The 11,162-nt window shown below is 64.2% G+C and carries 9 protein-coding genes and 1 pseudogene; 5 read left to right on the forward strand and 5 right to left on the reverse strand.

All coding sequences use genetic code 11. The features are described 5' to 3' along the window. The first annotated feature begins 12 nt into the window (after positions 1–12). Entirely contained in the window at positions 13–648 is a 636-nt protein-coding gene (locus tag WMN78_RS15770; protein ID WP_340534674.1) for a TetR/AcrR family transcriptional regulator, read from the forward strand. Positions 649–755: 107 nt separating this feature from the next. On the opposite strand, the gene WMN78_RS15775 is transcribed toward WMN78_RS15770, so the two are convergent. From WMN78_RS15775 to WMN78_RS15785, 3 genes are all read right to left on the reverse strand, one after another. Next, positions 756–2,117, reverse strand: coding sequence for an MFS transporter (locus WMN78_RS15775; protein ID WP_340534675.1), 1,362 nt, complete (start codon positions 2,115–2,117; stop codon positions 756–758). A gap of 212 nt (positions 2,118–2,329) precedes the next feature. After that, entirely contained in the window at positions 2,330–3,532 is a 1,203-nt protein-coding gene (locus WMN78_RS15780; RefSeq protein ID WP_340534676.1) for an acyl-CoA dehydrogenase family protein, read from the reverse strand. Then, the gene (locus WMN78_RS15785) at positions 3,532–4,782 is read right to left on the reverse strand and encodes a CoA transferase (protein ID WP_340534677.1); all 1,251 of its coding nucleotides are present in this window, start codon (positions 4,780–4,782) and stop codon (positions 3,532–3,534) included. Before WMN78_RS15785 ends, WMN78_RS15780 begins: the two co-directional genes overlap by 1 nt. Positions 4,783–4,893: 111 nt before the next feature. On the opposite strand from WMN78_RS15785, the gene WMN78_RS15790 reads away from it, so the two are divergent. Both WMN78_RS15790 and WMN78_RS15795 read left to right on the forward strand, forming a co-directional pair. Further along, positions 4,894–5,790 (forward strand): LysR family transcriptional regulator, encoded by an 897-nt coding sequence (locus WMN78_RS15790; RefSeq protein WP_340534678.1) that lies wholly within the window; start codon positions 4,894–4,896, stop codon positions 5,788–5,790. Between the two features lie 102 nt (positions 5,791–5,892). Then, the gene (locus WMN78_RS15795) at positions 5,893–6,720 is read left to right on the forward strand and encodes a VOC family protein (protein WP_340534679.1); all 828 of its coding nucleotides are present in this window, start codon (positions 5,893–5,895) and stop codon (positions 6,718–6,720) included. Positions 6,721–6,797: 77 nt separating this feature from the next. On the opposite strand, the gene WMN78_RS15800 is transcribed toward WMN78_RS15795, so the two are convergent. Next, the gene (locus WMN78_RS15800) at positions 6,798–8,633 is read right to left on the reverse strand and encodes a sigma-54-dependent Fis family transcriptional regulator (RefSeq protein ID WP_340534680.1); all 1,836 of its coding nucleotides are present in this window, start codon (positions 8,631–8,633) and stop codon (positions 6,798–6,800) included. Between the two features lie 7 nt (positions 8,634–8,640). Further along, on the reverse strand, positions 8,641–9,342 hold the full coding sequence (locus tag WMN78_RS15805; protein WP_340534681.1) for an enoyl-CoA hydratase/isomerase family protein: 702 nt from the start codon (positions 9,340–9,342) through the stop codon (positions 8,641–8,643). Positions 9,343–9,523: 181 nt separating this feature from the next. Between WMN78_RS15805 and WMN78_RS15810 the strand changes: the two genes are divergently transcribed. Further along, positions 9,524–10,945: an NAD-dependent succinate-semialdehyde dehydrogenase gene (locus WMN78_RS15810; protein ID WP_340534682.1), complete on the forward strand. Its 1,422-nt coding sequence runs from the start codon at positions 9,524–9,526 to the stop codon at positions 10,943–10,945. A gap of 68 nt (positions 10,946–11,013) precedes the next feature. After that, positions 11,014–11,162 (forward strand): annotated as a pseudogene (locus WMN78_RS15815) (3-oxoadipyl-CoA thiolase); the annotation flags it as partial.

The following is an 11,162-nucleotide window of genomic DNA, read 5'->3' on the forward strand; positions in this document are numbered from 1 at the left end:
GAGAGTGTCGTAATGGACGTTTCAAAGGGCGGGGGAGGCGGGGCGCCCGCAGTCCCGGACGCGGGCGGAACCCCGGCATCCGGGCATTCGGGACGGCGGGCCAGGTCGGAGCAGAAGATCCTGGACGCGACACGTTTGCTGCTGGCGGAAGTGGGATTCGGCAGCCTGACAGTGGAGGGTGTCGCGGCCCGGGCAGGAGTAGCGAAGACAACGATCTACCGCCGGTATCGGTCCAGGAATGACCTCGCGCTGGCCGTGCTACTGGACATGGTCGGTGACGTCAGTACACGGCCGTACGTTGCGGATGCTGAAACTGAATTGGCGGAGCTGGTCGACCGGACCGTCGAGCTCATGTGTACCTCCGTGATGGGCCGGATCATGAAAGGCCTGGTGTCGGAGGTGGCCGCAGATCCCGAGCTGGCGCGGGTATACCGGGAACGGGTTGTCAGCCATCGGTTGGCGGACGTGAGCGCCCTGGTTGACCACGGTATCGCCAGGGGAGAACTCAGGGCCGGCCTTGATCCCGAAATGGTGACCGACCTCTTACTCGGTCCCGTCTACTACCGCTTCTTCCTCAGTGGCGCCCCCATGGACAAAGGATTCGGCAAACGCCTGGTCACTACCCTGCTTCCCTCGTTCACGGCCTAGGCCACAGTTCCAAACGCCCCGGCATGGCGGTGGTAAGCAACCGCCCGCACCCCTCTCACGAGGGCTGCGGGCGGTTGCATCAGGTCTCGTGATTCACCAGGGACCGGCTACCCCGCGTTCGCGGCAGCGAATCTCTCTGTTTCCATCTCAGCCTTCATAACGGCAACCCTCGGACCGCCCAGCAATTCGGTGGGAACCTTCGATGTCTCGGGCATTGCGATAACCGCTACCGCCGCAATTCCAGCGGCGACCGCGCCAAAGATCGCCACCGGCAACCAGCCTGTTGGGCCGGGGACGAGGAGCATCGCAGCGACCATCGGAGCAAAGCCGGCCAGCAGGTTGCCCAACTGGTTGCTGACAGCCATGCCCGTGAACCGGACCGGCGCCGGGAACTGCTCGGCGAAGAACGACGTCCACACGCCGTTGTAGCAGCTGAAGAACAGGCTCATGTTGACGAACGCAAAGGCTGCAATCATCAGGACGTCCGTCACCGAGATCGCCCAGAGGTACCCGAAGAGCGTGAGCGCACAGCCGACAGAGGAGATCAGCATCGTCCGCTTCCGGCCGATGACGTCGGAGAGGTAGCCGGCGGCGGGGATGGTCACGATGGACAACGCGATGGCGCCGAAGATGATGGCGAGCATTACGCTCCGGTCAACCCCGACCGAGGTTGCGTACGAAAGGCTGAAAACAGCGAACAACGTCTGCATCGCTGCCATCAGTGACGCTCCGGCGACACGGATCACGTCCCGCCAGTGGTACTTGAACACGTCGCTCAGCGGCAGCTTGCGGACCGCGCTTTCTTCCTTCGCCTCGGCGAACACCGGGGTTTCGTCCAGGTGGCTGCGAACGTAGTAGGTGATAACCACGACGACGGCGCTGAGCCAGAAGGGAATCCTCCAGCCCCAGCTGTAAAGCATCTCGGCAGGCAGAAGCGCCACCGGCAGGAAGACAATAGTCGCCAGCGAACATCCGACGGCGTAACCCACCATGACGAAGCTGGTGAAGAATCCGCGGCGTCCCACCGGGGAATGTTCAACGGTCAGGGTCGAAGCTCCCGCGGATTCGGCCCCTGCGGAGAATCCCTGAACAACCCGCAGGACCACCAGGAGGGCAGGGGCCAGCAGGCCCACCTGGTCGAACGTGGGCAGGCACCCGATGGCGAAGGATGCGACGCCCATCAGGACGACGGTGGCGAGCATCACGCGTTTGCGGCCGAGGCGGTCGCCGAAGTGCCCCATGACGACCGCACCGACAGGCCGGGCCACGTAGCCCACCGCGAAGGTGGCGAACGATGCGATCAGCGCAACAGTCGGGTCGCCGGACGGGAAGAACAGGACGTTGAAGACGAGGGCGGCTGCGGCACCGTAGACGAAAAAGTCGTAGTACTCGAGTGCGCTGCCGAGGAGTGCGGCTGTCGCCGCGCGGCGGGGCGTCATTGCCGGCCGCCTTGATGGTGTGCTTGTCATGTGTTTCTCCCTTGAAACAGAGTCGGTGGGGAAATTACCGGGCAGAGTGGCTACGTGCCGGGATTTCTACTTCCAGCCTAGGGGTGTGATCCAGGCCACAGGTGTTCCACTATGGAACAGTCAGGGCCCGCGGCGTGGCGGCACAAATCAGGATTGGCTGCACAAAAAAGCACGGCCGCCCCGAAGGACGGCCGTGCAAAAGGATGAACAGGTCAGGCGAACGCGGAAATGCCGGTGATTTCCCGGCCCAGGATCAGTGACTGGATGGAGTCGGTCCCTTCGTAGGTGTGCACCACTTCCATGTCGGTCAGGTGGCGTGCCACATGGTTTTCGAGCAGGATGCCGTTCCCGCCGAACATGTCCCGGGCGTCCCGGCACAGTGTTCGCGCCTTTTCGCCGGTGAACATCTTGGCCAGGGAGGCCTGCTCGTTGCTGAGCTGGCCCTTGTCCTGGAGCGCTGCGGTGCGGAAGCAGATCAGCTGCATGGCTGTGAGGTCCGCGAGCATGTTGGCCAGCTTGTTCTGCACCAGCTGGTAGCTGGCAATCGGCTTGCCGAACTGAACCCGTTCCCGGGCGTATTTGACGGCCAACTCATAGGCGGCGGTGGCATGGCCGAGCGATTCCCAGGCCACGGTGCTACGCGTGGTGTTGAGCACCGCTCCGACGTCGCGGAACGACCTCGACTTGGCCAGCAGGTTCCCGGCGGGGATACGCAGTCCGTCGATTTCGATCTGGGCCTGCTGGATGGCACGCTTTGCCATCTTTCCCGTGATCGCTTCGGCGGAGTAGCCGGCGGGGTAAGTGCCGTCGTCGTTCTTTTCCAGCACGAACGCCTTGACCTTCTGGTCCGCGGTGTCGCGGGCCCAGATGATGACGAGGTCGGCCACGTGGCCCAGCCCGATCCAGCGCTTGGAGCCGTCGATGACATAGTGGTCGCCGTCCAGCCGTGCGGAGGTTTCCAGGGCCACCGAGTCGGAACCGTGCTCCGGTTCCGTCAGTGCGAACGCGCCCAGCTTTTCCAGTCTGGCCATCGCCGGCAGCCAGCGCTGCTTCTGCTCGTCGCTGCCCAGCAGGTTGATGCTTCCCATAGCCAGTCCGGAATGGACCGCGTTAAAGGTGTTGATGCTGCCGTCGCCGCGCGAGAGTTCCATGGCAACGAGTCCGGTCTGCAGCCGGGTCAGGCCAGGGCAGCCGTAGCCCTGGATCGCGGTGCCGATGATTCCCAGCTCCGCGAACTTCGGCACCAGCTGATACGGGAAGTCGGCTTTCTCCCAGTATTCGTTGATGATGGGCGTGACGTCCTGCTCGACGAAGCCGCGGACCCTGGCTATCAGGGCCCGGTCGGTGTCGTTAAGGTAGTCATCCAAAACGTAAAAGTCGGAATTGACGGACAGGTCCGTTGCGGTGGTGGTCATCAGTGCTCCTCGCGGTGTGATGGTGTGGAGTTGCCGGCAACAGCGCCGGCCAAAGGTTTTTCGTCCTCGCCCAGCCAGGCGCGCACCAGGTCGGCGCCGCTGTCCAGGTCGGGCGGCGTGAGGTCGTAGCTCACCGGGGTTTTGGACAGCCGAATGGGGTTGCGCACGCCGGGCTGGGCATCTTCCCCGTGCCCTACTGTCACGACGGGCTCCAGGCCGATCCGCTCGGCGAATGCGATCCCTGCCTTGAGGTCCTGGATCGGTGCGCATGGAAGCTTCGCTTCGGTGAGGATGTCGAACCACTCGGAGGCGGTCCGCGTTGAAAGGGACTCCACCAGGAGCGGACGCAGTTCGGTGCGGTTGGCGCTGCGGAGCGGCGCCTTCTCGAAACGAGGGTCGGCGGCCAGCTCCGGCCGGCCGATCGCGTCGCAGAACGTGCGGTACTGGGAGTCGTTCCCAATCGCAATGACAAGCTTCCCGTCGCCGGTGTCGAGAGGCTCGTAGGGGTAGATGCTGGGGTGTTCGTTGCCCATCCTCTTCGGAACCACGCCGCCCAATACAACGGCCGCCGTCTGGTTCACCATGCCGGAAAGGGCGGAGGACATCAGGTTCATTTCCACCAGCTGGCCTTCGCCGATGCGGTCACGATGCCGCAGGGCGGCGAGGATGCCGATGCAGGCATGAAGGCCGGTGATCACATCGAACACCGCGACTCCGGCACGGAAGGGCTCGGTGTCCGGCGCTCCGGTGAGGTCCATCATTCCGGACAGGGCCTGGATCAGCAGGTCGTAGCCGGGGAGCTGGGCGCCGCCGGCGGTCCCGAAGCCCGTGATCGAGGCGTACACAACGTCCTTGTTGGTGGCCGAGACAGTGTCGTAGTCCAGGCCGTAGCGCACCAGATCGCCCGGCTTGAAGTTTTCGACGACGACGTCGGCGCGTTCCGCGATGCGCTGGGCCGTCCTGCGGTCCTCCGGATCGCGAAGGTCCAGCTTGATCGAGGTCTTGTTGCGGTTGATCGAGAGGAAATACGTTGAGTCATTTCCGCGGGTGGGCGGGCGCCATGCCCGCGTCTCGTCGCCGGCCGGGCTTTCAATTTTGATCACGGTGGCTCCCAGATCGGCGAGCAGCATAGTGCAGTACGGCCCGGCCAGCACCCGGCCGAAATCTGCGATCAGGATGCCGCTGAGCGGGCCGTCTGAACTGCGGCCGAATGCCGAGGGCTCAGAGGCGGGGGAGTGTTGGCTGTCCATGAATGGGCTCCTCGCATAGTGTTCTCTTCCTCCACGATGACGGACGGCATTGCTATCCGTCCAATACTTATTGATGGGCCTTTTGTTGCATCAGGTGCAATAATCATGTGAATGGAGATCCAACAGATCCGTGCCTTCCTGGCCGTGGCGGAAGAGCTGCACTTCGGGCGGGCCGCAGAAAAACTGCATATGGCGCAACCGCCTGTCAGCCGCAGCATCCAGCAGCTCGAACGTGAGCTGGGAACCCGCCTGTTCGACCGAAGCACCCGCAGCGTCAAGCTCACGGGGGCGGGAGAGGCGTTCATCGGACCGGCAACGGAGATCATCGACGCCACCCGCCGGGCGAGCATCGCCGTCCGCGCTGCGGACAAGGGAGAAGTGGGGCGCGTCAGGGTGGCCTACGCCGGCGCCTCCACCCATACCCTGGTTGGCCGGCTCGCGCGGGAAGTCCGGCGCGACCACCCCGGAATCCAGATCGAGCTCTTCAGCCAGAATTTCGCGCAGCCTGCCATGGACCGCGTGCTGAGTGGCGACATGGATATCGCATTGGGGCGCTGGGACTACATTGCCGCCGGTATCGAAACGCGGCTTCTGGTGGCGGAGGACCTGGTCGTCGCCGTACCGGCCAGCCACCGCCTGGCCGACGCCGGCGAGGTCCGGATGGCTGAATTCCAAGGCGACACCTTTGTTTCGCTGCCCCCGCATGCAGGGGCAGTGTTGAACGACAGGCTCCGCCGGCTGACGCACGCTGCCGGGTTCGAGCTCGACATCGTCCAGATCGTCCCGGATTCCTGGACGGCCTTATCGCTTGTGGCGGCGGAAGTGGGCTGCACCCTCACGTTGTCATCAGTGGCGGAGGCGGTCACGGACCCCCATGTGCGATTCGTGAAGCTTGCGGATAAGACGATTCCGGTGGAGCTGCGGATGGCCTGGCGCCGGGACAACGCCAGCCCTGCCCTGCGGGCGGTCCTGGAGTTGGCTGAGCGGATCCTGCCCAACGCGCAATAGGCGCACGGGATGACCGTGCCGCACAGAGGGGCCTGCGTGACCAACCGTCGTGCCACCAGGATCGCGGCTCGCTAGGCTATGTCCATGAAGCAGGAGCGGGACATGAGCCAACGGACATACCCTCAGGGCGTACCGAGTTGGATTGACACGGAACAGCCTGACATTGAAGCGGCTTCCCAGTTCTACGCCGGCCTCTTTGGCTGGACATTCGAGGAGGTCACGCCGCCGGGAGCGCCGGGCCGCTATTTGATAGCACAGCTCGGCGGCCGGGACGTCGCCGGGATGGCTGGCGGCGGCGGGAAGACTGCGGTGTGGAGCACGTACATCGCTGTCGACGACGCGGCGGCCGCAGTACAGCGACTGGTTGCTGCCGGCGCGGGGGTGCGGTCGGCGCCGGCCGACGCGGGTGAGGGCGGCCGCAGCGCGGTGCTGACCGATCCTGAAGGCGTCGAGTTTCGCATCTGGCAGGCGAAGCGACGGTTAGGGGCGCAAGCGGTTAATCAGCCGGGGGCCTGGAATTTCAGTGATCTGCACACCACCAACCCCGGAGCGGCGATGGCATTCTACGAGGACGCGTTTGGCTGGGAGGTCGACGACGTCGGCTTCGGAATGATGGTCCGAAGGCCCGGTTATGGGGACCACCTGGAGGCGACTATCTATCCGGATATCAGGGCGCAGCAGTCCAGGCTGGCCGCCCCACCGGGCTTCGAGGACGCGATCGCCTGGATCGCGACCACGGCGGCCGACGAGCCGCCGCACTGGCACGTCTCGTTCACCGTTGCCGACCGGGACCTGACCGTCGCTGACGCCCAGCGGCTTGGTGCCCAGGTCCTCAGGCAAGACGACACCGGGTGGACACGCGAGGCACTGATCAGGGACCCGCAAGGTGCGGAGTTCACCGCCAGCCAGTTCACGCCCCCGTCGGGCTGAGTGATCCTTCAGCCCGGGCCAGCCTTCGTCCCGTAACCGAATTCCCGGCCTCCTTCCCAGCAGAGACGGGATGGCAGTCAGGGCGCCATGGACTCCGGTGTTTCGATCCCGAGCGAACGGAGCTTCCGGTAGAGCGTGGTCCGGCCCATGCCCAGCGCTTCGGCGGCAACTGAGCGGTTGCCACCGCTCTGTTCGAGTGCGGTTACTATGGCGTCGCGCTCCAGTGATTCGAGTTTGGAGAGTTTGCGCCGGCCAGTGCTCTGGAGATGTTCGGGGAGGTCACCGGCCTGCAGCACACGCCCGGGATGTGCCCGCCCCAGCGCCTCAAGGGTGGCGCGCAGTTCGGCAACGTTGCCTGGCCAGTGCCATCGCATGAGTCCCTGCAGCGCCACGGCGGAGAGCGTGGACCTGTCTGCGGGCGCGGCCGCATCCAGAAAATGCGCGGCAAGGACGGGGATGCGTTCCTTGGTCTCGGACAGGCTGGGCACAGTCACCCGTGCGGCGATCTGGGACACTGCTTCGGAAACAAAGTCCGGGCACGCTTCCGGATTCATCGTGAGAACCAGCCTGGCGGGGGAAGCGGCAGCCGCATCGCGGTCAGCAGGGGAGGGCGCTGCCTGCTGCTGGCGGACTGCCGTAGCGAGGGCCTTGAGCCTGTTCAGCTCAGTTCGTGGAAGATCCTCGGCATGGCGGAGAACCACACTTCGGCCTTCTGCAATGGCCTTGCGGGAGGTGGAGAACCAGGAGGCTTCCTTTTCTTCCGGAAGGAGGCACGCATCGAGGATCAAGGGATTCGGGCCGGAGTCCTGCCCGTTGAGCCAGGCGAGCGTGTGGTGGAGCTTGCCGGAGCCGCCCTGACCGCACACAACTATCGCCCCGGGGCCCCGGCCTGCCTTGTCAAAGGCGCTGCGCATGATGTGCGGGAACGCGGTCCCTGCACCGGAGGTGTCGCCGTCGGGAGCCCCCGCGTTGGTGTTCCGTACCGCGCTGGCGGCGTCCGGGATGCTGGACAGTTCCAGGGCGAAGGCCGAGCTGCCTCCGGAATCGTCCAGTCGCTGGACAGTGGCATCCACGTTGAGCGAGGGGATTTCAATGACCTGTTTGGCTTCGGTCCATTCGAGGCCGCGCAGTTGCTCCCACAAGGTGGTGTGCAGTTCGCTGCTCATGACGGCCAGTCCGGAGACGTTGGTCATTACAGCCTGGGCGTCGAGCATGATGACAGGGGCCTTTGAGGAACTCAGCCGCAGCTGGGACATCCCCAGGGCTAGTCCTGTCGCGCTGCCGAGGTCGAGCAAACGCCGTTCGATCTGCCTGCTCGCTTCCCGGGCCATGGCCAGCATCAGGGGGTTGTCCAAGCCGTTGTCACAGGCGAACGAAATCGACCCGATGACCCGTTTCGTGACGGGGTGCATGATGGGCGCCCCGGCACACGTCAAGGAGGCCAGTGCCTCGTTGAAATGCTCGGCTCCCCGGACGAACACGGCCTGGCGGCCTTCAATGGGTGTTCCAAGCCCGTTGGTGCCGACAGCGCGCTCCGAAAAACTGAATCCCTCGGCGGCGTTTGACTCGTCGAAACGGTTGCCGTGGGTTCTGTCCCCAAGCCTGCGTGCGATGATCTGCCCGGACTGGTCACTGAGGAACAGGGAGATGCCCATGCCGGTGAGGCTTTCCAGCCAGTGGTCCATCACGCTCTTGGCTGCCCGGATGAGGATGCCGTCCGGATCGAAATCGTTGACGAACAGGAACGCCTCAGGCCTTGCTGAAGCCTCCACGCCGATGGACCGGCGCCAGCTGTGCTCAATGTCTTCGGAGACGATTTCCGTCAGCCGTGTCCCGTCCCGGAGTCCGCGGCGGATGAGATGTTCGCGGGCAGCGCGAAGGGCATCATCGGGCACGTTCCGGGGGTTTTGCATGGCTGGATCAGGCCTCGGCTCCGACTGCCGCACGCAGGAGTTCGTCGATGGCAGGGTGCGCGGACCTTGGTGCGTGGAGGACGCTCTTAGTGAGACGGACGGCGAGCGAATCCTGGGACTCGATCCGGGCCGCGAGGGCGAAGGCTGCGGGGATCAGCTGGTCCGGTTCGTGCAGTTCCGTGACGAGCCGAACCGAAAGCGCCTCGGCGGCGTCGAGCACTTTTCCGGCGAGCAGTATTTCCTTTGCCAGGGGTTCGCCAACGAGTTCCACGAGGCGCCAGGCTGCACCGGCGGCAGCAAGGATGCCGAGACCTGTTTCGGGGTTGCCGATTTTTGCCCGGGGCGTGGCTATCCGGAAGTCCGCTGCGTAGGCGAGCTCAGCGCCGCCTCCCAGCGCAAAGCCGTCAATGGCGGCGATGACCGGCATGGGCAGTTTGAAGATTCGCTGGAAGAGACCGGAGTTGATGCCGGCCAGGGCATCGTCGCGGCGGCGTTCGCGAAGCTGGGAGATATCCGCCCCGGACGCGAAGATGCCGCCGGAGGGAAGCTGGGCCCCGGACAGGATGAGGATTTTGGGATTCCGCTCCAGATCAGCACAAACGATGTGCAACTCGTCCACCATGAGCTGGTCGATCGCGTTCCGGACTTCTGGTCTGTTGAGTTCGACGTGGACGGTCGCGCCCGCATCATTGATTTTGATCGTCTTCACCAGCCCACCATGGCACTGCGGATTACCCAGCGTCCAATACCTAATACGGGATCGATTAGTGCCAAAAAATAATAGATGGCAGCACACCCGGGCGGGTTCCGGCGTTAGAGGCTATTTATCCAGAATGCTCATGGATCATGCGGCCAATAAGTATTGGACTGCATAGCCGGATGCTGGGATCGTGATTGCTAAGACAAAGACGTTCCTGCAGAAAGAGTTCCGGATCATGAGCAACTACGCAACGATCAACCCGGCAACCGGAGAACGCGTTGCCGAGTTCCCCACCCTTACCGACGACGAAGTGCAGGATGTACTTAAGCGCTCGTCCACGGAATACCGCAACTGGCGCTCCACGCCGCTGGCCGAACGCGCCGCCGTACTTACCCGCGTCGCCGAACTCCACCGCGAACGCTCCGAGGAACTCGCCGCCCTGCTGACGTTGGAGATGGGCAAGCCGATCGCCGAAGCCCGCGGTGAAGTGGCACTCGTGGCCTCGATCTACGCCTACTACGCGGATAACGCCGAGCGCTTCCTCCGCGACGAGCCGTTGGAAATCAGCGGACGAGGCTCTGCCGTGGTCCGCACCGAACCCATCGGACCGCTCGTCGGCATCATGCCCTGGAACTTTCCTTACTACCAGGTGGCCCGTTTCGCCGCACCCAACATCGCGCTCGGCAACACAGTGATCCTCAAGCACTCACGCAACTGCCCGCAATCGGCGCTGGCCATCGAGGCTGTCTTCCGCGATGCAGGGCTGCCGGCCGATGTCTACATCAACGCGTTTGCCACCAGCGGCCAGATCGCAACTATGGTCGCCGACCCCCGGGTACAGGGTGTTTCGCTGACCGGCTCCGAGAAAGCCGGATCCGCTGTGGGAGAGATTGCCGGCCGCCACATGAAGAAGTATGTGCTGGAGCTTGGCGGCTCGGACCCGTTCATCGTTTTGCCGGATGCTGATCTGGACAAGGCCGTGGCCGGCGCTGTTGCAGGCCGTATGTACAACGGCGGCCAAGCCTGCACCGCCTCCAAGCGCTTCATCATCGTCGGCGACATTTACGACGAGTTCCTTCGCCGCTACACCGCAGCGATGTCGAAGATTGCACCGGGTGATCCGACCGACACGCAGACTACTCTCGGGCCGTTGTCGTCCCAGGCTTCGGTCGAGGAAATCGCCGAGCTGGTAAACGATGCCGTCTCCAAGGGTGCGACCGCGGTTACGGGGGAAGGCGCCCCCAACGATTCCGGCGCTTATTACCCCGCAACGGTCCTGACGGGTGTCACCCCGGAAATGCGGGCGTACTCGGAAGAGATCTTCGGCCCCGCCGCCGTCGTTTTCCACGTGGACTCTCCCGAAGCTGCCATCGACCTGGCCAACGACTCGCCCTTCGGACTCTCCAGCTCCATTTACACCGCCGACGTGGAGGCCGGGCGGCAGCTTGCCGAACTGCTCGAGACCGGAATGGTGTGGATCAACAGCATCAGCCGCAGCGCCCCTGACCTTCCGTTTGGCGGCGTAAAGCGCTCGGGCGTGGGGCGTGAACTGGCGCAATACGGAATCAACGAATTCGCCAACAAGAAGCTCATCCGGATCCCGTCCGCCTAGATCCGCTCCAACTCTGGCGAGGTCGCCGACGCGGCCAGCCCCGCCTGACTGAAAATTTAGAAGGAACCATGAATCACGCCTTTGTCTACGATGCCGTGCGCACCCCGTTTGGTAAGTTCGGCTCCGGCCTTGCCGCCGTCCGCCCGGATGATCTCGCGGCGCATGTGATCGGTGAGATCGTTCGGCGCGCTCCGAAGCTGGATGTGGAGCGGATCGA

Origin of the sequence: Arthrobacter oryzae (genome assembly GCF_037911235.1) — a bacterium.
GTDB lineage: Bacteria > Actinomycetota > Actinomycetes > Actinomycetales > Micrococcaceae > Arthrobacter > Arthrobacter oryzae_E.

Bases quoted from the DNA above. Each gene is read 5' to 3' on its own strand.
- WMN78_RS15770 (WP_340534674.1), top strand. From the start codon at position 13: ATGGACGTTTCAAAGGGCGGGGGAGGCGGGGCGCCCGCAGTCCCGGAC.
- WMN78_RS15775 (WP_340534675.1), bottom strand. From the start codon at position 2,117: ATGACAAGCACACCATCAAGGCGGCCGGCAATGACGCCCCGCCGCGCG.
- WMN78_RS15780 (WP_340534676.1), bottom strand. From the start codon at position 3,532: ATGACCACCACCGCAACGGACCTGTCCGTCAATTCCGACTTTTACGTT.
- WMN78_RS15785 (WP_340534677.1), bottom strand. From the start codon at position 4,782: ATGGACAGCCAACACTCCCCCGCCTCTGAGCCCTCGGCATTCGGCCGC.
- WMN78_RS15790 (WP_340534678.1), top strand. From the start codon at position 4,894: ATGGAGATCCAACAGATCCGTGCCTTCCTGGCCGTGGCGGAAGAGCTG.
- WMN78_RS15795 (WP_340534679.1), top strand. From the start codon at position 5,893: ATGAGCCAACGGACATACCCTCAGGGCGTACCGAGTTGGATTGACACG.
- WMN78_RS15800 (WP_340534680.1), bottom strand. From the start codon at position 8,633: ATGCAAAACCCCCGGAACGTGCCCGATGATGCCCTTCGCGCTGCCCGC.